The sequence below is a fragment of the Inquilinus sp. CAU 1745 genome (genome assembly GCF_039839375.1).
In the GTDB taxonomy this organism is placed as follows: Bacteria; Pseudomonadota; Alphaproteobacteria; order DSM-16000; family Inquilinaceae; genus JBDOQU01.
This window is the reverse complement of sequence record NZ_JBDOQU010000022.1, coordinates 28,903-54,022: the sequence shown is the minus strand read 5'-3', so window position 1 is coordinate 54,022 and position 25,120 is coordinate 28,903. Positions and strand designations below refer to the sequence as shown.

Here is a 25,120-nt window from a genome sequence, read left to right as displayed (position 1 = left end):
CAGCGCGACGATGATCGCCGGGGATGCGGCCGGAACATAAAGAGGCGCGTCGATGGCCGCCTCAATAGACGTAGGTCACCACGCCCAGCACCAGAAGGGCGAGGAACAGGGTTTCGGAGACCAGCAGCAGCACCGGCTTCGGCCCGACCTGGGCCATCGCCTTCAGCGAGGTCTTCATGCCCAGCGCCGCGATCGCGGTCACCAGGCACCAGCGCGACACGTCGTTCGCCGCGACCACGGCCGGGGAGGGGATGAGATGCAGGCTGTTGACCACCACCAGGATCGCGAACACGACCAGGAACCAGGGCAGCGGCAGGCCGCCGCGCGGGCGGACGCCTTCCCCCGGACGGAACAGCAGCGACAGCGTCACGACGACGGGGACCAGCATCGCGACCCGCATCAGCTTGGTGAAGGTGGCGATGTCCCCGGTCTCCTGGGAGACGGAGTAGCCCGCGCCGACCACCTGGGCCACGTCATGGATGGTGCCGCCCAGGAAGATTCCGGCCGCCTGATGGTCCAGCCCGAAAAGCCCCACGATGATCGGGTAGAGGATCATCGCCAGCGTCGACAGGGTGGTGACGCCGATGACGGTGAAGATCGTGTCCCGCTCCGCGTTCGCGCCCCGGGGCAGCACCGCCGCGATGGCCAGCGCCGCCGACGCGCCGCAGATGGCGACCGCGCCGCCGGTCAGCACGCCGACCGCGCGGTCCAGCTTGAGGATGCGGGCGATGAGCACGCCGAGGCCGAGCGTCAGCGCGACGCCGGCGATCACGGTCAGCACCGGCGTGGGGCCCAGCGCCATGATCTGCTCCGCCGTGATCCGCGCGCCCAGCAGCGCCACGCCGATCCGCAGGATCTGCTTGGCCGCCAGATCGATGCCGGCGACGCACCGCCCCTCGACCGACAGGAAGTGGAACGCCATCCCCAGCAGCAGCGCGAACAGCATGACCGGGCCGCCATAATGTTCCGACAGGAAGGTCGCGGCCATGGCGATGGTCGCCGCGACCAGCACTCCCGGCGCGGCGGAGCGCAGCGTGTAGGCGAGGTCGCCGCGCGCGGCGGCGGCGAGGGCGGTGCGAGGAGACATGGGAACCGGTGATGAGAAAGCGTGTCGGAAGAAGGCGCTTCAGGTGGTACCCGACATCGGGGCCGGGAGGGAAGCGGCTTTCAGGAAATCCGACGGCCGCGCGCCATTCCCCGTCGTTCACGGACGCGCAGGGCGGGGTTGCGAAAACGATCCTCGGCGGGCAAGGAGAGAGGGCCTATAGACGCCGCCTTGCCCGCCGCACCTGCCCAACCCACCTGACCGATCGATCGCCCCCCGAAGTGTCTCCCAGCCTGCGACCCATCCTCCTCGCCCTCGCGCCGCTCTTCGTCAGCATGGGCGTGCTGGTGCTCGGCAACACGCTCTTCGGCACCCTCGTCTCCGTGCGGATGGATCTTGAGGGCGTGGCGGTCGACCATATCGGCTTCATCCTGGCCGCCTATTCCGTGGGCTTCGTCGGCGGGACGCTCGCCTGCCCGCCGCTGGTCGCCAAGGTCGGCCATATCAGGGCCTTCGCCGCCTTCGCCGCACTCGTCTCCGCGTCGGCGCTGGTCCATGCCCTGGTCGTCGACGAGATTCTCTGGGGAATCCTGCGCGCGCTGACCGGCTTCTGCGCCGCCTTCCTCTTCACCATCAGCGAAAGCTGGTTGAACGCCAAGGCGCCGAACGAGGTGCGGGGGCGGGTCATGTCGGCCTACATGACGGTCTACTATCTCTGCTCCGGCTCCTCGCAGGTCCTGCTGATCCTGATCGATCCGGCGGGCTTCCAGCTCTTCGCCATCGTCGCCATCGTGATCTCCCTGTCGCTGGTGCCGCTGGCGCTGGCGCGGGTGGAGACGCCGCCGGACATCCAGGCCGAGCGGCTCAGCCTGCGGGCGCTGGTCAACGCTTCGCCGCTGGGCGTCGCGGGCTGCCTCGGCGCCGGGATGATCGTCGGCTCCTTCTATGCGATGGGGCCGGTCTATGCGCGGGGGATCGAGGCGTCCGGCGATTTCGTGGGCGTCTTCATGCTGGTCGCCATCATCTCGGGCTTCCTGCTGCAATATCCGGCCGGCCGGCTGTCGGACAGGTTCGACCGGCGTCAGGTGATCGTCGGGTTGACGCTGGCCACCGCGGTCGCCGGCCTCGCGCTCGGCGCCCTGGGCGATCATGCGCCCTGGGCGCTGTGGCCGCTGCTGACGCTCTATGCCGGCCTCAGCCTGACGCTCTACCCGATCAGCCTCTCCCACGCGAACGACTATCTGCAACCCAGCCAGCTTGTCCCGGCATCGGCGGGGCTGCTGCTCTGCTACGGCGTCGGGGCGATGATCGGGCCGGTCGCCGCGGCCTTCCTGATGGGAAGGTTCAGCAATGACGGCCTCTTCTACTTCATCGGCGCGGTCGGGCTGGCGCTGGCGCTTTTCGGCGCGTGGCGGATGACCCGCCGCCAGTCCTTGCCGGCGGAGGAGCAGGCGGCCTACGTCGCCGTGCCGCAGACGACCTTCATGGTTTCTGAACTCGACCCGCGCTATGAGGCGGTCGACGACGACCAGCTTTCGTTAGATTTCGACGATATGGAGCATGCCTGATGTTGAGCGGTCCCTTCGGCGACGGGTTCCAGGCGCCGTTCTCCGTGCTCGCCCTGCTGACGCTGCTGCTGGGGCTGGGGCTCCTGGCGGCGCTCCTGGGCGGCAGGGAGGAAGGACGCCTGCCGCTGGTCGCGCTGGCCGGGCTGCTGATCGGCGCGGCGCTGCTGGAATTCGGCGTCCGGCTGCCCTATGGCGGCTATGTCATCCCCGGCGCGCTGGTCGTGGTGGGCGCGCTGATCGCGTTCGACGTGCGCCTGCCCGGTGCGGCGGCGCTGGCTGTGGGCGTCGTCGCGGCGCTCTGGTTCGGGCAGGCGGGGGGCAGTCCGGCCGGCGACCGGCCGCTGGTTTGGGTCGGCTACGCCGCCGGCGCGGCGACGGCGCTTGCAGCCGGCATCGGCTTCGCCGCGCTGATGCGCCAGGGCCTTTCGGCGTCGGCCCCCAGACTCGCCGGGGCGGTTGTCGCACTGGTCGGAATTCTGCTCTATTTCGGCGTGCTTTAGCCACAAACCGGGCCGACAGTTCCAATCCACCTTCGACCAAGCCGAAAAGGGAATCGTCAGGCCATGACGCAGCCCGCCACCGACCGCTGGATCCGACCGCTCCTCCTGCTGGGCCTCGGTCTCCTGACGGCGGCGGGTCTGATCGTCGGGCCGGCCCTGTCGACCAGCGCCCAGGACCCCGACCAGAACATCCGCTTCTTCCGGATCGGGACCGGCACCACGGGCGGCACCTATTTCCCGATCGGCGGCATCATCGCCAACGCCATCTCCAACCCGCCGGGATCGCCACCCTGCGACCGCGGCGGATCCTGCGGCGTGCCGGGGCTGATCGCGGTGGCTCAGGCCAGCTCCGGATCGGTGGAGAACATCGACAACATCGCCGCCGGGGCCATCGAATCCGGGTTGAGCCAGTCCGACGTCACCTACTGGGCGCATACCGGAACCGGCCTCTATGAAGGCCAGGAGCCGATGGAGGACCTGCGCGCGATCGCGAAGCTCTATATGGAGCTGATCCATATCGTCGTCCCCGCCGATAGCGATATCGAGACGGTGGCCGACCTGCGCGGCAAGCGCGTCTCGCTGGGCGACCAGGGGTCGGGCACGCTGCTCGACATGCGGCTGATCCTGGACGCCTACGGTCTCAGCGAGGAGGACATCCAGCCGGTCTACGAACGGCCGGAACCGTCCGCCGAGATGATGCTGAACGGCGAGATCGACGCTTTCGGGTTCGTCGGAGGGGCACCGGTGCTGGCGGTCGAGGATCTGGCCCGCCGCATGGATATCCGCCTTTTGCCCTTTACCGACGAGGCGACGGTGGAACTGATCGCCGAACAACCCTTCTTCGCCCCGGCGCGGCTGGATGGCGGCGTCTATGAAGGCGTCGATTCGCTGACCACCATCGCGGTCGGCGCGCTCTGGGTGACCTCGGCGGAGATCGATGCCGACCTGATCGAGGGCGTGACCCGCGCCCTCTGGCATCCGACGACCAGGACGCTGCTAGAAAACGGGCACCCGCGGGGGCGGGAGATCATGCTGGAAAGCGCGGTGACCGGGGTCCCCATCCCGTTCCATGAAGGGGCCTTGCGCTATTACGAGGAGGTCGGCGCCATCGGCGGTTCCGACGTGGTCGATCCTCCCCTGGAGTGAGTGTTGAGCGGCGGCGGCATTTGACCCATGGTTGGGAACTCTCCGGTTCCCGCCACCAAAGGACACCCCGCACCGTGTTGCCCTGTTTCGCTGACGATACCGCCGGCCGCGCCGTCGCGCTGACCATTCTCGCCCGCGGCGATCTCGATCGCTGGCTGGAGACGCAGGAACGCCGCCTCCGGGATTGGGTGAAGGCGACGGGATTCGCGGCCGATCCGGGCGCCTTCTGCCTGCTGCCGGCCGGGGACGGCTCGATCGCACGGGTGCTGGCCGGGGTGGCGGCGGATGCCGACCTCTGGGCGCTGGCGGGGCTGCCCTACCGCCTGCCGGACGGTGACTACCGCCTCGACGGGCCGCTCGCCGGCGGGCTGGAGGCGACGGAGGCCGCGCTGGGCTGGGCGCTCGGGGCCTACAGGTTCGATCGCTACCGGAAGGCGGAGCGGTCGCCTGCCCGGCTGGTCCCACCGGACGGCTGCGACATGGCGGCGGTGGAGAACGCCGCGCTCGGGACCTTCCTGGTGCGCGACCTGGTCACCACCCCGACCCAGGATATGGGGCCGGAGGAGCTGGCCGGCGCGGCGCAGGCGCTGGCGCGGGAGTTCGGTGGCGATTGCCGGATCGTGCTGGGCGACGATCTGCTGACCGATGGCTACCCCGCGATCCACGCCGTCGGTCGGGCATCGACCCGCGCGCCCCGGCTGATCGATCTGCGCTGGGGGGACGAGGACGCGCCGAAGGTCACGCTGGTCGGCAAGGGCGTGTGCTTCGACACGGGCGGGCTGGACCTCAAGACCGCCGCCGGCATGCTGCTGATGAAGAAGGATATGGGCGGCGGCGCGCACGCGCTGGGGCTCGCCCGGATGATCATGGCGGCCGGGCTGAAGGTCCGGCTGCGCGTGCTGGTGCCGGCGGTGGAGAACATGGTCGCCGGCAACGCCTTCAAGCCGTCCGACGTGCTGTCGACCCGCAAGGGCCTCACGGTGGAGGTCGGCAACACCGACGCGGAAGGGCGGCTCGTCCTCTGCGACGCGCTGGCGGAGGCGGATGGGGAGAAGCCGGAGCTGCTGATCGACTTCGCCACCCTGACCGGCGCCGCCCGCGTCGCGCTGGGCCCGGATCTGCCGGCCTTCTTCGCCAATGACGAGGAAACGGCCGCCGCCTTCCTGGCCGCCGCGGAGCGGGAGGACGACCCGATTTGGCGGCTGCCGCTGTGGAAGCCCTATGCGAAGATGCTGAAATCCTCGATCGCCGACACCAACAATATCGGCGAGGGAGGCATGGCCGGATCGATCACTGCGGCCCTGTTTCTGGAAAAATTCGTCTCCCAGGCAACCCGATGGGTGCATCTGGACGTTTATGCCTGGAACGGCAACGATCGTCCGGGTCGGCCGAAGGGGGGCGAGGCCATGGGGCTTCGCGCCGCCTACGCCCTGATCGCGGGACGGTTCGGCGCGTAACGGACGGGCCGGCCGTATCGGGATCGGAATGGTCGAGGCATGACGGTAAAGCTCAAATCCTCCCAAGCCCTGGATATCTGGCGTCGCGCCGCGGTCGAAACCGTCCGGCGCGACCAGCCCGACCTTTCCGCCCGGCAACTGGCGCTTCTGCTGACGGTCTATCTGACATCCCCGCCGCATACCGTCCGCGGCCTGGCGATGGCGCTGAACGTCTCCAAGCCGGCGATCACGCGGGCCCTTGACCGGCTGGGCGATCTGGGCTTCATCAAGCGGAAGACGGACGAGCTGGATCGCCGGAACGTGCTGGTGCAGCGCACGGTCAAGGGGTCGGTCTATCTGAGCGAGTTCGCCGATATCGTGGTCGACGCCGCCGGGGACACTGAATGACGATTGCCGAGACGCCGGACCCCAACGTGACGCCGTTCCGGTCCGATCTCGCGGCGGATTTCCTGAAGGGCGAAGTCGAAGCGGACCGCTTCGTCGAGGGCGTGCGCCATCAGGCGGTGCGCGGGATCGTGCCCCTGCGCGCTTCTCCGGACGAATCGGCTTTCCAGACCAGCGAACTGCTTTACGGCGAGATCTTCACGGTCTTCGAGGAACGGGACGGCTGGGCCTGGGGGCAGGGCGAAAGCGACGGCTATGTCGGCTACGCCCAATCCTACGGGCTGACGGCCGAGCCGGGCGAACCGACGCATCAGGTCGGCGCGCTGCGCGCCTTCCTCTATCCCGAACCGCATTTCAAGACGCCGCCGCTGAAGGCGCTCAGCCTCGGCGCGCGGGTCCGGGTCGTGGAGCGGGCGAAGGGCTATTCCCGCGTCGCGCCGGAAGGCTGGATTCCCGATGTCGCGCTGACGGCGCTGGACGTACGGGCGGAAGACCATGTCGCGACCGCGATGCGGTTCCTCGGCGTCCCCTACCTGTGGGGCGGCCGGTCCAGCCTCGGGATTGACTGTTCGGGCCTGATCCAGGTGGCGCTGGCCCAAGCCGGGATCGCCGCGCCCCGGGACACCTACCTGCAGGTGGACTCGGTCGGGGAGTTGGTCGGACGAACCGGCGATGTCGCGATGAAGCGCGGCGACATCGTCTTCTTCCCCGGCCATGTTGGGTTCATGGTCGACGGGGAAACGCTGATCCACGCCAACGTCGCCGCCATGGCGGTGTCGCTCGACCCCGTGGAGAGGGTCGCGGCCCGGACGCTGGCGCAGGACGGGGCGGGCGTCACGGCAGTGCGCCGGCTGGTCCGTTAGAGAGATTTCAGCGGCGGCGCGCCAGCCAGATGAAGCCGGCCATCAGCGCGAGGATGGCGACGCCCGCCAGTCCCAGCGCCAGACCGCCGCCGCCGATCTCTACCCCCACATCGGCGGTGATCGAAAACGCCCAGGCGCCGATCAGCGCCAGGAAGATCGCCACCGCCCCGCATAGAAGATAGATCGGCCACATGGCCTTGCCTCCGTTCCGATTTTCGGGACCGATTATCGCATGGCGGCCGCCAGCGCTTCCATGATGCGGGGGTCCAGGGACTGCGCGACATTGAAGCGCAGGAAGCCATTGGCCGATCCCGACAGGCTGAAGGCGCCGCCGGGCGCCAGGATGATCTTCTCCGACAGGGCCCGCCGGGCGATCTTCCCGGCATCCATACCCTCCGGCAGGGCGCACCAGAGGAACATGCCGGCCCCCGGCTCGATCCAGGGGGTGAGTCCGATGTCTCGCAGCCGTCGGACGGTTTCCCCCATCGCGCGGGCCAGCCGCACCCTCAGCTCGTCCAGATGCTTCCGGTAGGCGCCGTCCTTCAGCAGGCCGAGGACCAGCTCGGCGGAAAAGGGGCTGCCGCCGAAGGATGTCGCCACCTTCAGGTCAAGCAGCCCTTCGATCCAGTCCGGCCGCGCCGCGATGAATCCGCACCGGATGGAGGCCGACAGGGTCTTTGAGAAGCTGCCGATATGGATCACCCGATCCAGCCCGTCGAACGCCGCTAGGCGCGGGGCGGGCGCGTGTTCGAAATCCGCGAAGATGTCGTCTTCGATGATGGTCAGCCCGTGGCGCTCCGCCAGTTTCAGCAGCCGGTGTGCGGTGACGGGCGCGAGGCTGGCTCCCGTCGGGTTCTGCAGGCCCGAATTGGTGATGTAGAGCCGTGGTCGGTGCTCCTCCAGGGCCTGTGCGAACCGCTCGACATCCGGGCCCGAGGGCGTGAAGGGCACGCCCACCACCTTGACCCGATGCGCCCGCAGCATCGCGTGGAAATTGAAGTAGCAGGGATCGTCGACCAGAACGGTGTCGGACGGCTCCAGCAGGAAGCGGCATAGAAGGTCGATCGCCTGGGTGCCGGAATCGGTCAGCATGATCTGGCCTGGCGGGGCCTCGATGCCCCGTTCGGCCAATCGGCGGGACAGGAGCCGCCGAAGCGGCGGCAGGCCCAGCGGCGTGCCGTAATCCGTCAGGCCGATCCGGTCCGCGCGGGCCATGGAGCGTAGAATCCTCCGGATGGCGGCGTCCGGCAGCCAATCGGAGGGCAGCCAGCCGCATCCGGGTTTCAGGAAATCGTCGCCGGCCTCCAGCGACTGGCGCGACACCCACAGGGGATCGACGGCCCGGTCCAGCCGCGGCCCGGTCTCCGCCAGGGACAGGGGAGGCGGATGACCGGCGACGTAGAAGCCCGATCCGCGCCGCGCCTGGATCGCGCCCTCCGCCGCCAGCCGGTCATAGGCTTCGACCACCGTGGATTTGGAGACTCGCATGGTCTCGGCGCACTTCCGGATGGAAGGCAGCTTCGCCCCGGGCGCCAGCGTCCGCTGGGCGATCCGGTCCCGAACCGCCTGCATGACCCGCTCGACCAGCGTGCCGACTCTCTCATCAGAGTCCATCTGTACCGACCCGACATCCAATACAGTTTCTCGAAATCGTACTGTAGTGTGTCTGGGAACGAAGGGCGGCGCAACCGATCTTGGCCCGAGAAAGGAAGCGAGCATGATGGACAAGACGGCCAGTGGCTGGATCAACGGTTTTCTGGGCGTGCTGATCTTCAGCGGCTCCCTGCCGGCGACGCGCGTCGCGGTCGGGGGCTTCGACCCGGTGTTCCTGACCGTCGCCCGCGCGACCATCGCCGCCCTGCTGGGCCTGGCACTGCTGCTGGCCATGCGGGAAAGACGGCCGGGACGGAAGGATGTCGGACCGCTTGTCGTGGTGGCGCTGGGGGTCGTCGTCGGATTCCCGCTGCTGACGGCGCTGGCGCTCCAGCACATGACGTCCGCCCGTTCGATCGTCTTCATCGGCCTCCTGCCGCTGGCGACGGCGATCTTCGGCGTGGTGCGGGGCGGCGAGAGGCCGAAGCCGGCCTTCTGGCTGTTCTCCGCGACCGGCAGCGCCCTTGTCGGCGGATTCGCGCTGACGCAGGACATGTCCGTCTCCCCGGTCGGCGACATGCTGATGCTGGCCGCCATCCTGGTCTGCGGCCTGGGCTACGCCGAGGGAGCCAGGTTGTCGCGGACGCTGGGCGGCTGGCAGGTCATCTCATGGGCGCTGGTCCTGTCCCTGCCACTCATGGCCCCGCTGGCCCTCTGGCTCATGCCCCGTTCATGGGCCGGGATCGACGGGCCCGCCTGGATCGGGCTGGCCTATGTCTCCTTGTTCAGCATGCTGATCGGGTTCGTGTTCTGGTATCGCGGCCTCGCCCAGGGCGGCATAGCGACCGTCGGGCAGCTTCAGCTTCTCCAGCCTTTCTTCGGCTTCGCGCTCGCCGCGCTCCTGCTCCACGAAACGGTGGGCTGGCCGATGCTCCTCGTCACCGGCGGCGTGATCCTCTGCGTGGTCGGCGCCAGAAAGGTCGCCTGAAGGCCCGGCTATCGCGCCTCCGACGGTTCCATGGCACTCTCCAGGGTCGGAATCCAACGGAGGTTCGACCTTCATGTCCATCGAGCGATGGCGGCTGGGCAGCGGGCTGGTGCTGCTGGCGTTCGTGCTGGGCCATTTCACCAACCACACGCTGGGCCTCGTCTCGATCGAGACGATGAACAGCGTGCTGTTCGTGACCATCGCGCCGTGGCGGACGCCGGTCGGCACGACCCTGCTGGCCGGAGCCGCGCTGGCTCACGTCGCCGTCGCCCTGCGCGCCCTCTATCGCCGCCGCTCGCTCAGGATGACGCGGCTGGAGGCGGCGCAGTTCGTGCTGGGTTTCACGATACCCTTCCTCCTCGCCCAGCATGTGCTGGGGACAAGGGTGGTTGCCGGCGCGTTCGGGGTGCAGACGGAGTATGTCTACGTCCTCTCCATGCTCTGGCTGGTCGATCCGCGCCAGGGCTTCCTCCAGGCCGTGCTGGTGCTGGTCGCCTGGGGCCATGCCTGCATCGGCCTGCATTACTGGCTGCGCGTGAAGCCCTGGTACGAGGCGGCCAGGCCGGCTCCGTTCGTCCTGGCGCTGCTGATCCCGACCCTGGCCCTGGCCGGCTACGCCGCCGCCAGCTTCGACCTCATGCGCCGGGCGCGGGCGGACGACTTCCTGGCCGGCGTGATCGAAAGGGCGCGGCTGGGGGCGGAGGCCTCCTCCTTCGTCACCACCGGCGCGGTTTCCGTGCAGGTGGGATTCGCGCTCGCCATCCTGGCGGTGCTGGCGGCCCGGTTTCTTCGTCAGGTCGCCGGTCGAAGGGGCCGCGCCCGGCTGACCTATCCCGACGGCCGGATCGTGGATGCGCCGCCCGGCGCGACCGTGCTGGAGGCCAGCCGGTCCGCCGGCATTCCGCACGCCGCCGTCTGTGGCGGCAAGGGCAGGTGTTCGACCTGCCGGGTCAGGCTGGGCGCGGGCGCGGGAGACCAGCCGCCGCCGAACGCGGAGGAAAGGCGGGTCCTCGACCGGATCGGCGCGGTGCCGAACATCCGGCTTGCCTGTCAGCTCCGCCCCATCGGCCGGCTGGAGGTCACGCCGCTTCTTTCCGCCACTGCGACGGCGAGGGAGGGACGCCGCCGGGAGGCCAACTTCGCCGGTCGGGAGCGGGAGATCGCGATCCTGTTCGCCGATCTGCGCGGCTTCACCAAATTCTCTGACACCAAGCTTCCCTATGACATCGTCTTCCTGCTCAACCGCTATTTCGAGGCGATGGGCCGCGCGGTCGAAAATGCGCAGGGGCGGGTGGACAAATTCATCGGCGACGGGGTGATGGCGCTGTTCGGGGTGGAATCGGGGCCGGCTATCGGATGCCGCCGCGCGCTCGTCGCGGCGCGCACCATGGCGATCGAGCTGGACCGGCTGAACGAGGCGCTTGCAGCCGACCTGCCCTCGCCGCTGCGCATGGGCATCGGCATCCATGTCGGCCCGGCGATCGTCGGCGAGATGGGCTACGGCCACGCCAAGGCGCTGACCGCCGTCGGCGACGCCGTCAACATCGCCAGCCGTCTCGAAGGGCTGACGAAGGAGCTGGAGGTCCAGCTCGTGATGTCCGCGGCGGTGGCCGATCATGCCGGAATCGCCCTGGCGGACATCCCGTCCCGCGATATCGCGGTGCGCGGCAAGGACGGCATGCTGAGCGTCTATCCGGTGCCGCTGGCCCGCACTCTGCCGGCGGATTGAGCCTCCTTAATTAACGGCCCTTTTACCCCTATTGCGTATTGGACATGGAAGGACGAGCGGATGCCTGCAACTTCCGCGGTTCCTCCTTCCATGTTCCAAGGGTCCAGCCGATGACCGAACCGACCGCGCCGAACGACGACATCATCGACGATCTTCCTGAGGAGGAATCGGCGGTTGAGGAAACGGAGGCGACTCCGAAGAAGCGGCGGCGCATCGGCATCGGCGGCAGGCTCGCCATCGCCTTCGCCTCGGTTGCGACGATCACGCTGGTCGCCTGCGGCGTCGCGCTGTTCTCGTTCGAGGCCGCGGAGAAGGCGTTCGCGGAGATCACGGAGCAGAACATCCCCGCCATCGTCGCCGCCCAGGACCTTGCGGAGGCGACCGCGGGCTTCACCGGCAGCCTGCCGGCGCTCTATGCCTCCACGGATACCGAAACGCTGAACGCCCAGGTCGGGCAGCTCGGCATCCGGGCGACGGAGATGGAGGCCGCCGTGGCGCGGCTGGCGGCGCTCGATTCCTCGGCCAGCGGCCTGGACGAGTTGCGCGCGGGCGTACAGCAGATGGCCAGCGGCCTTGCGCCCCAGCAGGATCTGATCGCCCGGAGCATCGCGCTCGCGGAGGCGCGGGTGGCGCAGATCGAGGCGGTGGCCCAGACCCATGCGACCCTGACGGAGCTTGTCGCCCCGCAGATCCAGGCGGCAGAGTTCGCCCTGGTGGAGGAGGGCGTGGGCCTGTCGCGCAACGCCGAGGAAACGATCACGACACTCACCGGCACCACGATCGCCGGCCTCTCCGGCCTTCTGACGCTCAAGGCGGACGCCACCGAAGCAGTGTCGATCGTGATGCAGGCGCTGGCGGCCCAGACGCTGCTGCCGGTCGACAAGCTGCGGCGGGACAGCACGGAGCTCTACGGCAGTCTCCTCGCGGCGCGGACGACCTTCGCCGACGACGCCGAACTGCTGGAGAATCTCGATCGGCTGATTCCGCTGATCGAGGAAGGAAACGACCAGAACGTCTTCGACCTCAAGATCCGGGCGATCGAGGAAGGCGGCCAGGCCGCCGGCCAGGTCATCACCCTGCCGTCGCGCATCGCGGCGAGCGAGAACCGCCTCGTCGAGGCGATCGACCTCCGGGTCGCGGACGCCCAGGCCATGATCGCCGCCGAATCGGAGCGGCTGACCAGCGATCTTTCCGACGCCATCGACGGCGTCATGGGCGGCGGCTTGCGCACCTTCCGGAGCCTGCTGGAGATTTCCGCCCGCGCCAACCTCGCCGCCGGGCTGATGAATGAGGCCGCCGGCACGACCGATCTGGAGCGGCTGCGCGCCGTCGAACAGGAATACACCCAGGCCGTCAGCGATCTTCTGTCCGCGGCCTTCAGGCTGCCGCCGCCGGCGGATGGCAGCGAGGGGCTGGTGCCGGTGGTTTCGGACCTGATGGAGCTGGGCAGCACCGAGAACAATCTGTTCGACATCCGCCGGGCGGAGATCGCGACCGAAGAAGAGAAGGCGGCCACCCTGGCGGAGAACGCCGCCGCCGCCGCCGCCATCGCTGCCGACGTGACCGACATCACCAACCAGGCGAAGGCGACGACCGACATGGCGACCGCCGAGGCCGAAGCGACCATGGCGGCCAACCGCACGACGCTTCTGGTCATCGCCGGCGTCAGCATCCTGGTCGCGGCCCTGATCGGCTGGCTCTATGTCGGCCGGATGATCGTCCGGCGCCTGACCGGGCTGGCGGAAGCGATGCGGTCCGTGGCCGACGGCCATCTCGACACCGAGATCCCCGAAGGCGGCAGCGACGAGATCACCGACATGGCGTCGGCCCTGGTCGTCTTCCGCGACACCGCGCAGGAGGTCGAGGCCGCCAACGCGCGGGCGGCGGAAGAGCGGGAGCGGGCGTCGGAGGAACGCCGGCTGGCGCGCCTCGCGCTCGCCGACGAGTTCGAGCGCAACGTGCTTCAGCTTGTCGACGGTGTCTCCGCCGCGGCGACCCAGATGCAAGGGACCGCAGGCGCGATGCGCGACACGGCCGACCGGACGAACGAAGTCTCCCGGTCCGCCGCCATGGCGTCGGACGAGGCGTCGAACAGTGTCCAGACCGTCGCCGCGGCGGCGGAGGAGCTTTCCTCCTCCATCCAGGAGATCAGCCGACAGGTCGTCCGGTCGACAGAGATCGCGGGCAAGGCGGTGACCGATGCCGGCGACACCAACGACCGCATCCAGGATCTGGCGGAAGCCGCGCGGAAGATCGGCGAGGTGGTGAAGCTGATCACCGACATCGCGGAGCAGACCAACCTGCTGGCGCTCAACGCCACGATCGAGGCGGCGCGGGCCGGCGAGGCGGGCAAGGGCTTCGCCGTCGTCGCGGGCGAGGTGAAGAACCTGGCCAACCAGACCGCCAAGGCGACGGACGAGATCGCGCAGCAGATCAAGACCATGCAGGCCGCCACGGGCGACGCCGTGACCGCGATCGGCGGCATCGGCGAGACTATCCTGTCGATCAACGAGATCGCCACGACCATCGCCTCGGCGGTCGAGGAGCAGGGCGCGGCGACGCAGGAGATCGCGCGGAATGTCCAGCAGGCTTCCTCCGGAACGGGGGAGGTGCTGGGGCATGTCACCGAGGCGTCGAACGCCGCCGCGATCACCGGGGAGTCGGCCGGCGAGGTGCTGACGGCGGCGGAATCGCTGGCCCGTCAGGCCGAATCCATGCGGACGCAGGTCGACCAGTTCGTCCAGAAGGTCAGGGCCGCCTGAGACCCCGAGCCCTTAAGGGCTGAGGAGGTCGGCCAGGGTCAGCGCTATGACCTGGGTCGCCTTCCTCAGATCCTCCAGCACCAGCTTCTCGTCGGCCCGATGGCCGTTGGCCTCCAGCAGTGTGTGCGGCCCGGCGCCATACAGCACGGTCGGGATGCCGGCCGCGCTGTAAAGCCGGGCGTCGGTATAGATCGGCACGCCGTTGACGGCGATCTCCTCCCCCATCACCGCGCTTCCATGCTGCCGCAGCCGGTCGACCAGGATCTCATGGCCCGGTTCCGGCGTCAGCGGACGGGCCAGCAGGATACGGCGGACATCGACGCTGACGCTCTCCATCGGCCTAAAGAAATCCTCTATGAAATCCGTCAGCTCCCGCTCGACCTGCTCGGGATTCTCCTCCGGCACGATCCGGCGGTCGATGCGCATCGTCACCAGGTCGGGCACGACATTGGTGTTGATGCCGCCCTGGATCAGCCCGACAACGAGGGTCGGATGGTCGATGCCCGGAACCTCCGAGCGGATTTCCTCATAGCGCCGTCTCAGGTCGTAGAGGGCGGACAGTAGGCCCGTCGCCGCCTCCAGCGCGTCCACGCCGGTATCCGGTCGCGCCGCATGGGCGGATCGGCCTTCGATCCGCACCTCCAGATGCAGGCAGCCATTATGGGCGATCACGACATTGTAGGCGAAGCCGGCGCTGATGACGTAGTCGGGTCGGGTCAGCCCCTGCTCCAGCAGCCGGGCCGGGCCGATCATCCCGCCGGCCTCCTCGTCATAGGTCAGATGCAGCTCTACCGCGCCCGATAGCGGGATGCCGCTTTCCTCCAGCGCCTTCAGGGCGAAGACGTAAGTGGCGAAGTCGGACTTCGAAACGGCAACGCCGCGCCCGTACATCACGCCGTCCTGGATCTCCGCCCCATAGGGGTCCGTCGTCCAGCCTTCGCCCGGCGCGACGACATCGCCATGGGCGTTGAGCGCGATCACGGGACCATCATCGGAAAACCGCTTCCGGACGATCAGATTCGTCGCGCTTATCATGCCGTTCGCGGCGGCCGCCTCATCCGGCACAACATCCCGCTCCGTCTCATAGCCCAGCGCCTCCAGCAGCGCCGCAGCGCGGAGGGCGTGGGGGGCGCAGTCCCCCGGCGGGTTGTCGGATGGAATCTTCACCAGCTCCGCCAGGAAGCGGACCTGTTCGTCATGCCGCCGATCGACCAGCGCGCGCAGCGTTTGCCCTTGTTCGGGGGTCATTCTTCCTCCCTCGGATTCGTTGCGGATGACGCACGACCTCCAGAAGACGTAGGCGTCACAAGGGCGGGACGTCTAACGAAAAGGAAGGAGAAAATGGAAATCAACGCCGATAATGCGGGACGGAAGAGCACGTTTCTGATAAAGAACGAATACAAAATATAACATACATGCTTGTAAGGCCCGCCGCGTGGCGGGCCGGCCATCGTTCCATCCATGAAACGGGGAGGAGACGCGCAATGGTCAGGACATCATGTGTGAGCATGGCGGCGTTGATCGCCGGATCGGTCGCCGGAGGGGCGGCCGCCCAGGACAATATGGATGATCTGGGAGAATTCAGGCAGACGGGCACAAGCCTGGAGATCCCGAGCATCCCCCAGGACAGCGATTCGGCGGATGCGATCCGCGAGACGCTGAAAGGGATCGACCTGCCCCCCGGCTTCGAGATCGAACTCTACGCGCTGGTGCCCGACGCCCGGCACATGGCCGTCGGTCCCAATGTCGGCGTGGTGTTCGTGGGCACGCGCAAGACCGATGTCTGGGCGGTGACCGACCGCGACAAGGACCGGGTCGCCGACGAGGTGAAGCGCTTCGCCCCTTCGGTGAGCTTCACCTTCCCCAACGGGCCCTTCTTCAGCGAGGACGGCATCCTCTATATCGCCGAGCACAACCGGCTGCTCGCCTTCCCGGCGGCGGAGTTCTTCTATGAAGGGCCGGATGTCGCCGTGGCCGTGGTGAAGGAGCAATTCTTCCCGGCGGAGCAGGAATATTTCAACCATGCCTTCCGCGTCGGGACGATCGGGCCGGACAATATGATCTATGTCGCCATCGGTCAGAAGCACAATGTCTGGCCGCCCTCCGAGGGTTCGGACATGGGCATCCTCGGGTCCATCGTCCGGATGAACAGGGACGGCAGCGACATGGAGGTCTACGCCACGGGGATCCGGAACTCCGTCGGCCTCGACTTCCATCCGGAGACGGCGGAGCTGTGGTTCACCGACAACCAGGTGGACGGCATGGGCGACGATATCCCGCCGGGCGAGATCAACCGTGCCACCGGCCCCGGCCAGCATTTCGGCTTCCCCTGGTATGGCGGCGGCGATGTGCGGACGAACGAATGGGCGGATTCCGAACCGCCGGCCGACACGGTGTTCCCGGAGGTCGAAACGGTGGCGCACGCCGCCGATCTGGGCATGAGCTTCTATACCGGCGAGCAGTTTCCGGCGGAGTATCGCGGCGGCATCTTCAGCGCCCAGCACGGCTCCTGGAATAGGACGGAGCCGGTGGGCGCCCGCGTCATGTTCACGCCGATCAACGATGACGGGACGGTTGGCGAGACGGTGGTGTTCGCCGATGGCTGGCTGAACGAGGACACCGGCGAGTATCTGGGGCGGCCGGTCGACGTGAAGCCCTATCTGGACGGATCGATCCTGGTTTCCGACGATCTGGCCGGGGCGATCTACCGGATATCCTATGACGAGGACTGAAAACGGAAACCCTCGCCACAGCCGATGATCCGACCTTTCGCCATCCTCATCTGTCTCGCCGCCGCGTCGGCCTCGGCCCAGGCCCAGGAGTTCCCCGCGGCGGGACAGGTCTGTGTCACCTGCCATGGGCGGGACGGCGTCGGCACGTCCCCGCTGTTCCCGAACCTGGCGGGGCAGAGCGCCGTCTACACCATCCAGCAGATGGAGAATTTCCGCAGCGGCCTGCGGCCCAGCGAGGTCATGGGCATCATCGCCGAACCGCTGACAGACCAGCAGATCAGGGAGCTGGCGCTCTACTACGAAAGCCTGGGCGCCGGCTGCGCCTGCGACTGAATCAGGCGACCCGGAAGTTCTTGAACTGCCAAGGGTCGTCGCGGTCGATGTCTTCCGCGAACAGGCTCTCGCGGTCGACCAGCGGCGTCCAGTCGCCATAGGCGCCGGTTAGCCGGCCCAGATAGGGGCCTGCGACCTCCAGCACCCGCTCATGGTCCATCTCGTCCGGCTCCATGATGCCGCGATCGGGATTCTCGATCGCCCAGACCATGCCGCCCAGCACGGCGGCCGTGACCTGAAGGCTGGTCGCGTTGTTATAGGGCGCAAGCGACCGCGCCTCCTCGATGGTGAGCTGCGATCCGTACCAGTAGGCGCCCTTGCCATGGCCCATCAGCAGCACGCCCAGCTCATCCATGCCGTGGACGATCTCGTCCATCATCAGCCGCTTGCGGTCCTGCGCCACCCAGTTCTTGCCGGCAAGCTCATGGACCGAAAGGACGGCGTCGTCGGCCGGATGGTAGGCGTAGTGGACGGTCGGGCGGTAGGCCAGCCGGTCGCCTTCGCGGACGGTGAAATAGTCGGCGATGGAGATCGCCTCATTGTGGGTGATGAGGAAGCCGTGGAAGGGGCCTTCGGCCGGGGTCCAGGTCCGAACGCGGACGGATGCGCCCGGCCGGTTCAGGTAGATCGCGGCGTCGCTGCCGAAATCATGGCGGGCGCCGTCGGCCGGGAAATGCTTCTCATGGCTGCCCCAGCCCAGCTCCGCCGGCTGGCAGCCCTCTCCCACGAAGCCGTCGATCGACCAGGTGTTGACGAATTCGCCCACCTGCTTCGGCCGGCTGGCCACCTGGGTGTCCCGCTCGGCGATATGGATGACCTTGATTCCGGCCTTCCGCGCCAGCGCGCCCCACCCTTCGCGATCGGAGGGAACAGTAGCGTCGATCCCGGTGTCGCCGGCGACCGTGAGCAGCGCGCGCTTGACGAAATGGGAGACCAGGCCCGGATTGGCCCCGTGCGTCACCACCGCCGTCGGCCCCGTCCGGTCCGCACGCCGCAGCTTCAGCGCGCTTTCGCGCAGTGCGTAGTTGGACCGCAGGGAAGGCGTCAGCGACGGGTCGGTGTAGCCGCCGGCCCAGGGTTCGATGCAGGTGTCCAGATAGAGCGCGCCCTTCTCGGCCGCCAGGTCGATGAGGGCGACCGAGGAAACGTCCACCGAGAGGTTGAGCAGGAAATCACCCTGTCCGACCAGCGGCTCCAGGACCTCCCGGAAATTCTCCGGCGTCAGCGGCTGCAGCAGGAAATCGATGCCCGACAGCCGTGCCTGCTCCTGGCCCACCGGCTCGGCAGTGACGATGGTGACGTTGGCCGGCGGAATGTCGATGTGCCGCAGGATCAGCGGCAGAACGCCCTGGCCGATGCTGCCGAAACCGACGATCACCAGCCGTCCGGGAAAATGGGTGGTCTTGGTGGTCGTGGGCATCGGCGAACCTTTCCTTCGGGGCAAACTCTCCAGCCGCGCGCGTATGCAGCATGCGGACGGGTTTGTCCACCGCCGGACCGGGACAAAAGGGGAATCAGGCCGAAGGCGATCCGCTTTGCGGCAGCCCGTCATCGATGCGAAGCCAGGGCAGCTTCTCATCCACATAGGCGTGGGCCTGCGGCGGGAAGCGTTCTGGCTGGTCGAGAGTGCCCAGCAGGATGTGCGTCTCGTCAGCCCAGCGGACGGATTCATAGGTCAGGGGCGTGCCGCACCGGCCGCAGGAGGCGCGCACTACGCCTTCAGAGGACGGGAAGCGGACGGGCTCGCCAGTGGCGAAGGCGAAGCGGGCGCGGTCGACGGAGATGTAGGTGGCGAAAGCCGAACCGGTCTGCCGGCGGCAGCTTCGGCAGTGGCAATGGGCGATCCAGCGCGGCGGGCCATCGGCGCGATAGCGGACGGCGCCGCACAGGCATCCGCCTTCGATCGGTTCAGTCATAAGGGCTCCTTCCGTTCCCGCCCGACTCTATGCCGCCGGGACCGGAACGGGGAAGTCTGGAGGCCTTAGGCGACTTCGCGCCGCTGGTGCGCGGTCAGCCTTTCAGTCAGGGACTGCGCCTCGTCGGCCAACCCGCGCGAGGCGGTCTGAAGGTCCTCGGCGATGGAGCCCGTCGTCTTCGCCTCGTCGCTGACCGAACTGACCATGACGGCGATGCGGTCGCTGCCTTCCGCGATCTCCGCGATGTTGCGGGAGATGTCGGTCGACATGGCGTTCTGTTCCTCCACCGCCGCGGCGATGATGTTCTGGCTGGACCCGACGCTGTCGACGAACGTGCGCAAATCGCCGAACACAGCCACGGTGCCGTCCAGGCGGCCGCGGATGTTGGCGACGGCGGCGGCGATCCGTTCGGTGGCGTTGCCGGTCTCGCTGGCCAGCTTCTTGACCTCGCTGGCGACGACGGCGAAGCCCTTACCGGCCTCCCCGGCGCGCGCCGCCTCGATCGTGGCGTTCAGCGCCAGCAGCTTGGTCTGGTTGGCGATGCCGACGATCAGCTCCACGATCTGGTCGATCTCACCCGTCGCCTCCTGAAGGTCCGCGACGGTGCGGTCGGCGTCGCCCAGCTTGGCCACCGCGTCGGACGCCGCGGAAGCGGAACGCGCGATCTGCTGGGAAATCTCCTTGATGCTGTCGGCCAGCTCCTCGCTGCCGCCGGCGACCATGCCGGCGTTCCGGCTGCCGGACTGCGCGATCTCCCCGACCCCGACCGACTGCTCGATCGTGGCGGTGGATTGCTGGGACAGCCGCTCGGACAGCGATTTCAGGGTCAGCGCCTCGCGGGCCACCAGCTCGGCGACCTGCCGGACCTCGTCCATCATCTGTTGAGCCAGCCGCTTGTCCGCCGTTTCCGCCGTCACGTCCCGCCAAGTCATCATCACGGCGTCGACGGAGCCGTCCGCCTGGCGCACCGGCTCAAGGGACAGGCTGACCAGCGTCTCGCCGATCCGCGCCTCATGCTGCCGCACCGGCTCGCCCGACGGGTCGGCCAGAATGGCGGCGAAGGGCTCCCCGATCTCGAACAGGTCGGCGTTCGATCCTTCCTCGACCTGCCCCAGCCCGTGCTGCTCCGCGAACCGGCCGGCGGCGACGTTGGCGTACCGGACATCGCCGTCCAGCCCGACCAGGACGGTAGGGGTGGGGGAAGTCTCGATCATCTGGCGCAGGCCGAAGACCTGGGCGACGCCGTCCCGCAGCCGCTCCAGCGCCACAGCCATCGTGCCAAGCTCGTCCCGCCCGGTGCGCGGCGGCTCCACCGCCGTTTCGCCCTGACTGATCCTGTCCATGGCGTTGGCGAACTGCCGCAGCTTTGAGAAGGCGACGAGGCGCAGCAGCAGCCAGCCGATGAGCCAGCTCACCACGCCGACGACCAGCAGCATCTTCAGCGCCTTGTCGCGCAGGGCATTGGTGCTGGCGACGAAATCGCCGATGTCGCGGGTTAGCGTCACGGTCGCCCAGTCGCCGCCCGCCGTCGCGGGGACGGTGGCCGCGATGGTGTCGAGTTGCGGCGGCGGGCCGGCGTCGCCTTCCTCGGCGGGTTCGGCGAAGGGCAGGTCCAGCAAGGTCGCCCCGCCGGCGTCCAGGACCGCCACGTCGCCCGAGAATGCGGTTTCCAGCCCCGTCAGCACGGGCAGGGGATCGGTCACGATCTCAAGGAACCCGGCGACGCGGAACCCGCCTATGGGCACGATCGTGCTGTAGACCGGCCGGCCGGATTCGGTACGCCACAGGAAGGAGGCGTTCTGGCGCTGGTCGGCGACCGATCGCGCCGCCAGCATGTCGCGCACCGCCGGATCGGCGATGACGCTTGCGCCCGACCCCTCCGAATCCGACGCCAGGAGCGTCAGATCCTTGCGATAGATGTTCATGGAGACGGGAAGGATCACGTCCTCCACGATCGGCGCTTCCTGATGGAGGCTGTCGAGGTTCAGCCGGACCGTCTCCGGATCGTCCGCTGTCACCGACTCCACGATGCCGGCATAGCGCGACCATTGGTCGGCGATCGGATTGATGACCTTGGGATATTCCTTGACGATCCGCTCCACCACCAGCACCGACAGGGCCTTGCCGAGCTGGTCGTTGAAGCTGTCGATGGAGGATCGCTGGTAGAGGCCCGCGACCCAGAGCTGGTTCGCGGCGACCGCAACCGACAGGATGAGACCAATGACCAGGAATCCCCGCCTGACGGTGAGGGGCGAATAGCGGCGGTCGCGTCCGGTGGGCTTGGTCATTCCGGCTGGGTCCTCGAGTGGCGCTCGTCGAGGGACCTTTATGGAAAAAGCCGCGTTAAGATGCCGTTAAATGAGGCAATTTCGACGAAAAGGCTTGCTTAGAGCCGCTCCACCATCAGCTTCTTGATTTCCGCGATCGCCTTGGCGGGGTTGAGGCCCTTCGGACAGCTCTTCGTGCAGTTCATGATGGTGTGGCAGCGATAGAGCCGGAAGGGATCCTGCAGAGCGTCCAGCCGCTCGCCCGTCATCTCGTCGCGGCTGTCGGCGATCCAGCGATAGGCCTGCAGCAGGATCGCCGGGCCCAGGAACCGGTCGCCGTTCCACCAGTAGCTGGGGCAGGAGGTCGAGCAGCAGAAGCAGAGGATGCACTCGTAGAGCCCGTCCAGCTTCGCCCGCTCCTCCGGCGACTGGGGCCGCTCGCGGTCCGGCGGCGGCGGCGTCTGGGCCTGGAGCCAGGGCTTGATGGAGGAATATTGGGCGTAGACGTGGGTCAGGTCCGGCACCAGATCCTTGACCACCGGCATGTGCGGCAGCGGGTAGATCCGGACATCGCCCTTCACCTCCTCCGTCGCCTTCAGGCAGGCCAGCGTGTTGACGCCGTCGATGTTCATCGAACACGACCCGCAGATGCCTTCCCGGCAGGACCGGCGGAAGGTCAGGGTCGAATCGACGTCGCTCTTGATATGGATCAGCGCGTCCAGGACCATCGGGCCGCACCGGTCCAGATCGACCTCGTACTCGTCCAGCGAGGGCGTCTGGCCGTCATCCGGATTCCAGCGATAGATCTTGAAAATCTTGGTCCGCTTCGCCCCGGCCGGCGCGGGATAATTGGCGCCCGGCCTGATCTTCGAATTGGCGGGCAGCGCGAATTCAGCCATCGGTGTTTCCTAAAAGATGCGCGGATCGGGTCGACGGACCGGCAGGGTGATCAGTAGACCCGCTTGGTAGACCCGCCTAGTAGACCCGTTTCTGGGGCGGAATGCTCTGGATCTCGTTGGAGAGCGGGTTGAGATGCACCGGCCGGTAGCCGATGTTGGAATCGCCCTTCTCGTCCACCCAGATGACGGAGTGCTTCATCCACTCGCCGTCGTCCCGGTCCGGATAGTCCTCGCGGGCGTGGGCGCCCCGGCTTTCCTGCCGGTTCACCGCCGAATGCATGGTCGCGACGGCCTGGTACATCAGATTGTCCAGCTCCAGCGTTTCCACCAGGTCGGAATTCCAGATCATCGACTTGTCGTCGACGCCCAGCCCCGTCAGCTTGCCCCAGCTTTCCGTCAGCTTCGCCTTGCCTTCCTCCAGCACCTCGCCGGTGCGGAAGACGGCGCAGTTGTTCTGCATGGTCCGCTGCATCTCCAGCCGCAGGTCGGCGGTGCGGACCTCCTGCCCGTTGTGGCGGACGCGGTCGAACCGCGCCAGGGCGGCGTCGGCGGAATCCTTCGGCAACTCCTTATGGTTCCGCCCCGGCTCGACCAGCTCCCGCGCCCGGATGGCGGCGGCGCGGCCGAACACGACGAGGTCCAGAAGCGAGTTGGAGCCCAGCCGGTTGGCGCCGTGGACGGAGACGCAGGCGGCCTCGCCGATCGCCATAAGCCCCGGCACCACGGCGTCGGGATCGTCGGCGGTCGGGTTGACGACCTCGCAGCGATGGTTGGTCGGCACGCCGCCCATATTGTAGTGGACGGTCGGCAGGACCGGGATCGCCTCCTTCGTCACGTCGACATCGGCGAAGATCTTCGCGGTCTCCGCGATGCCGGGCAGCCTCTCGTGGATCACGCTCGGGTCGAGATGCTCCAGATGCAGGTGGATGTGGTCCTGGTTGGGGCCGACGCCCCTGCCCTCCCTGATCTCGATCGTCATGGACCGGCTGACCACGTCGCGGGACGCCAGATCCTTGGCCGAGGGGGCGTAGCGCTCCATGAAGCGTTCGCCCTCCGAATTGGTCAGGTAGCCGCCCTCGCCGCGCACGCCCTCGGTGATCAGGCAGCCGGCGCCGTAGATGCCGGTCGGGTGGAACTGCACGAACTCCATGTCCTGAAGCGGCAGCCCCGCCCGCGTCACCATTGCGTTGCCGTCGCCGGTGCAGGTGTGGGCCGAGGTGCAGGAGAAATAGGCGCGGCCGTAGCCGCCGGTCGCCAGCACGGTCTGGTGGGCGCGGAAGCGATGGATCGTCCCGTCGTCCAGGTTCCAGCAGATCACGCCGCGGCAGGCCCCGTCCTCCATGATGAGGTCGAGCGCGATATATTCGACGAAGAATTCGGCCTGATGCTTCACCGCCTGCTGGTAGAGCGTGTGCAGCATGGCGTGACCCGTGCGGTCGGCCGCCGCGCAGGTGCGGTAGGCGCGGCCCTTGCCGTAATGGGTGGTCATGCCGCCGAAGGCGCGCTGGTAGATCTTGCCTTCCTCCGTCCGGGAGAAGGGCAGGCCGTAATGCTCAAGCTCGATGATCGCGGGGACCGCCTCGCGGCACATATATTCGATGGCGTCCTGGTCGCCCAGCCAGTCCGACCCCTTGACGGTGTCGTACATGTGCCAGCGCCAGTCATCCTCGCCCATATTGCCCAGCGAGGCCGAGACGCCGCCCTGGGCGGCGACGGTATGGCTGCGGGTCGGGAAGACCTTGGAGATGCAGGCCGTCTTCAGCCCCTTCTCCGCCATGCCGAACGTGGCGCGCAGGCCGGCGCCGCCGGCGCCGACGACCACCACGTCGTAGCTGTGGTCGATGATCTCGTAGGCGGGTTTCTGAACTTCGGCAGCCATGCGCCTCAAGCTCCCAGGGCGATTTTCAGGATCGCGAACACGGCGCCGAGCGCCAGGACGGTCGCGGCCAGCTTGGTTCCCACATCCGCCGCGATCTTCAGCAGATGGGTGTGGATGTAGTCCTCATAGACGACCTGGAGGCCCAGCTGGGCATGGTAGAAGGTCGCCACCACCAGCAGGATCATCAGGATCGCGACGACCGGATTGGATATCCAGGCCGCGAACGCGGCGTAATCCGCGCCGGCCATCGCCACGATGGAGGCGACGAACCAAAGCGTCAGCGGGATGAGCGCGACCGCCGACAGGCGCTGCATCCACCAGTGATGCACGCCCTCCTTCGCCGATCCCAGTCCCCGCGCAAGGGCGATCGGGGTTCGCAGGCTCTTGCTGTCTTCGGCCATCGGTCAGGCCCCCATCATCAGATAGCCGGCGATCCAGGCGACCAGCGTCAGGACCCCTGCCGCGATCACGGCGGTCCAGCCGGTCTTCGCCATCACCGGTAGTTCAAATCCCCAGCCGGCGTCCCAGGCCAGGTGCCTGACGCCGTTGGCCAGATGGAAGAAGAGAGCGAACGACCAGCCGAAGAGGCACAGCCGGCCGAGGAACGATCCCACGAGAGACTGCGCCGCGCCGAATGCCTCCGGGCCGGCGGCGGCGGCGGCCAGCCAGTAGACCAGCAGCAGGGTTCCGGCGGCGAGCGCGATGCCCGTCGCCCGGTGCAGGATCGACAGGACCGTCGAAATCTGCGGTCGATAGATCTGGAGATGCGGCGACAGCGGCCGGTTGGCGGTGGCCATTCCTGGTCAAACCCTCGTTCGGCGGGAGACGTGACGGCGAGAGGAACGTCGATCCCGTTCCTTATTTTGCCACATTGATGTACGCCCCGGATTACCCCAAGTCAACGCGGGGTCTATTGCAGTGCGGTAGGAGATTTCGCGCGCTGGGGCGGCCGTTGCATCAGGGCGACGCGGTAGAGTTCGGCGAAGATTTCAGTCAGCCACCACATGGTGGGTTCTTCCGTCGGTATCGAGGGAATTCCAGCCTGCGCGCAAGCGCAAG

22 protein-coding genes are annotated in these 25,120 nt (G+C 67.9%); 11 read left to right on the top strand and 11 right to left on the bottom strand.

The genetic code is table 11. The features are described from left to right. Nucleotides 1-61 precede the first annotated feature (61 nt). Entirely contained in the window at nt 62-1,087 is a 1,026-nt protein-coding gene (locus AAFN89_RS19775; protein WP_347540945.1) for a putative sulfate exporter family transporter, read from the bottom strand. Nucleotides 1,088-1,326: 239 nt separating this feature from the next. On the opposite strand from AAFN89_RS19775, the gene AAFN89_RS19770 reads away from it, so the two are divergent. The 6 genes from AAFN89_RS19770 to AAFN89_RS19745 all read left to right on the top strand — a co-directional run bounded on the left by AAFN89_RS19770 (nt 1,327) and on the right by AAFN89_RS19745 (nt 6,963). Then, nucleotides 1,327-2,613: an MFS transporter gene (locus AAFN89_RS19770; RefSeq protein WP_347540944.1), complete on the top strand. Its 1,287-nt coding sequence runs from the start codon at nt 1,327-1,329 to the stop codon at nt 2,611-2,613. Further along, nucleotides 2,613-3,113, top strand: a complete 501-nt coding sequence (locus AAFN89_RS19765) for a HupE/UreJ family protein (protein ID WP_347540943.1) — start codon at nt 2,613-2,615, stop codon at nt 3,111-3,113. The genes AAFN89_RS19770 and AAFN89_RS19765 overlap by 1 nt, the downstream gene beginning before the upstream one ends. Nucleotides 3,114-3,176: 63 nt before the next feature. Continuing rightward, a complete protein-coding gene (locus AAFN89_RS19760; RefSeq protein WP_347540942.1) occupies nt 3,177-4,259 on the top strand; it encodes a TAXI family TRAP transporter solute-binding subunit in 1,083 nt (360 codons plus the stop codon). Nucleotides 4,260-4,336: 77 nt separating this feature from the next. Continuing rightward, a complete protein-coding gene (locus AAFN89_RS19755) occupies nt 4,337-5,716 on the top strand; it encodes a leucyl aminopeptidase family protein (protein WP_347540941.1) in 1,380 nt (459 codons plus the stop codon). Between the two features lie 39 nt (nt 5,717-5,755). Next, on the top strand, nt 5,756-6,103 hold the full coding sequence (locus tag AAFN89_RS19750) for a MarR family transcriptional regulator (RefSeq protein WP_347540940.1): 348 nt from the start codon (nt 5,756-5,758) through the stop codon (nt 6,101-6,103). Next, nucleotides 6,100-6,963: an NlpC/P60 family protein gene (locus AAFN89_RS19745; RefSeq protein WP_347540939.1), complete on the top strand. Its 864-nt coding sequence runs from the start codon at nt 6,100-6,102 to the stop codon at nt 6,961-6,963. The genes AAFN89_RS19750 and AAFN89_RS19745 overlap by 4 nt, the downstream gene beginning before the upstream one ends. Nucleotides 6,964-6,970: 7 nt before the next feature. On the opposite strand, the gene AAFN89_RS19740 is transcribed toward AAFN89_RS19745, so the two are convergent. Further along, a complete protein-coding gene (locus AAFN89_RS19740) occupies nt 6,971-7,156 on the bottom strand; it encodes a hypothetical protein (RefSeq protein WP_347540938.1) in 186 nt (61 codons plus the stop codon). Nucleotides 7,157-7,188: 32 nt separating this feature from the next. Continuing rightward, on the bottom strand, nt 7,189-8,577 hold the full coding sequence (locus tag AAFN89_RS19735) for a PLP-dependent aminotransferase family protein (protein ID WP_347540937.1): 1,389 nt from the start codon (nt 8,575-8,577) through the stop codon (nt 7,189-7,191). Nucleotides 8,578-8,683: 106 nt separating this feature from the next. Here AAFN89_RS19735 and AAFN89_RS19730 point away from each other — a divergent pair, with 106 nt between their 5' ends. The 3 genes from AAFN89_RS19730 to AAFN89_RS19720 all read left to right on the top strand — a co-directional run bounded on the left by AAFN89_RS19730 (nt 8,684) and on the right by AAFN89_RS19720 (nt 14,035). Further along, nucleotides 8,684-9,544, top strand: coding sequence for a DMT family transporter (locus AAFN89_RS19730; RefSeq protein WP_347540952.1), 861 nt, complete (start codon nt 8,684-8,686; stop codon nt 9,542-9,544). Nucleotides 9,545-9,617: 73 nt separating this feature from the next. Continuing rightward, nucleotides 9,618-11,273, top strand: coding sequence for an adenylate/guanylate cyclase domain-containing protein (locus AAFN89_RS19725; RefSeq protein WP_347540936.1), 1,656 nt, complete (start codon nt 9,618-9,620; stop codon nt 11,271-11,273). Nucleotides 11,274-11,383: 110 nt separating this feature from the next. Continuing rightward, nucleotides 11,384-14,035 carry a methyl-accepting chemotaxis protein gene (locus tag AAFN89_RS19720; protein WP_347540935.1) on the top strand — a complete coding sequence of 884 codons (2,652 nt, stop codon included), beginning with the start codon at nt 11,384-11,386 and terminating at the stop codon, nt 14,033-14,035. A gap of 12 nt (nt 14,036-14,047) precedes the next feature. On the opposite strand, the gene AAFN89_RS19715 is transcribed toward AAFN89_RS19720, so the two are convergent. Next, entirely contained in the window at nt 14,048-15,283 is a 1,236-nt protein-coding gene (locus AAFN89_RS19715) for an ArgE/DapE family deacylase (RefSeq protein WP_347540934.1), read from the bottom strand. Nucleotides 15,284-15,519: 236 nt separating this feature from the next. On the opposite strand from AAFN89_RS19715, the gene AAFN89_RS19710 reads away from it, so the two are divergent. Further along, nucleotides 15,520-16,767 (top strand): PQQ-dependent sugar dehydrogenase, encoded by a 1,248-nt coding sequence (locus AAFN89_RS19710; protein WP_347540933.1) that lies wholly within the window; start codon nt 15,520-15,522, stop codon nt 16,765-16,767. Nucleotides 16,768-16,791: 24 nt separating this feature from the next. Then, nucleotides 16,792-17,100, top strand: a complete 309-nt coding sequence (locus AAFN89_RS19705) for a cytochrome c (RefSeq protein ID WP_347540932.1) — start codon at nt 16,792-16,794, stop codon at nt 17,098-17,100. Between the two features lies 1 nt (nt 17,101). Here AAFN89_RS19705 and AAFN89_RS19700 read toward each other — a convergent pair whose 3' ends face one another. From AAFN89_RS19700 to sdhC, 7 genes are all read right to left on the bottom strand, one after another. After that, on the bottom strand, nt 17,102-18,520 hold the full coding sequence (locus tag AAFN89_RS19700; protein WP_347540931.1) for a saccharopine dehydrogenase C-terminal domain-containing protein: 1,419 nt from the start codon (nt 18,518-18,520) through the stop codon (nt 17,102-17,104). A 94-nt stretch (nt 18,521-18,614) separates the two neighbouring features. Next, nucleotides 18,615-19,016 (bottom strand): GFA family protein, encoded by a 402-nt coding sequence (locus AAFN89_RS19695; RefSeq protein ID WP_347540930.1) that lies wholly within the window; start codon nt 19,014-19,016, stop codon nt 18,615-18,617. A 65-nt stretch (nt 19,017-19,081) separates the two neighbouring features. Next, nucleotides 19,082-21,304 (bottom strand): methyl-accepting chemotaxis protein, encoded by a 2,223-nt coding sequence (locus AAFN89_RS19690; protein ID WP_347540929.1) that lies wholly within the window; start codon nt 21,302-21,304, stop codon nt 19,082-19,084. A gap of 98 nt (nt 21,305-21,402) precedes the next feature. Then, nucleotides 21,403-22,182: a succinate dehydrogenase iron-sulfur subunit gene (locus tag AAFN89_RS19685; protein ID WP_347540928.1), complete on the bottom strand. Its 780-nt coding sequence runs from the start codon at nt 22,180-22,182 to the stop codon at nt 21,403-21,405. Between the two features lie 76 nt (nt 22,183-22,258). Next, nucleotides 22,259-24,061, bottom strand: coding sequence for a succinate dehydrogenase flavoprotein subunit (sdhA, locus tag AAFN89_RS19680; protein ID WP_347540927.1), 1,803 nt, complete (start codon nt 24,059-24,061; stop codon nt 22,259-22,261). A 5-nt stretch (nt 24,062-24,066) separates the two neighbouring features. Further along, nucleotides 24,067-24,462: a succinate dehydrogenase, hydrophobic membrane anchor protein gene (sdhD, locus tag AAFN89_RS19675; protein WP_347540926.1), complete on the bottom strand. Its 396-nt coding sequence runs from the start codon at nt 24,460-24,462 to the stop codon at nt 24,067-24,069. 3 nt (nt 24,463-24,465) lie between these two features. Then, on the bottom strand, nt 24,466-24,858 hold the full coding sequence (gene sdhC / locus AAFN89_RS19670; protein ID WP_347540925.1) for a succinate dehydrogenase, cytochrome b556 subunit: 393 nt from the start codon (nt 24,856-24,858) through the stop codon (nt 24,466-24,468). Nucleotides 24,859-25,120 lie beyond the last annotated feature (262 nt).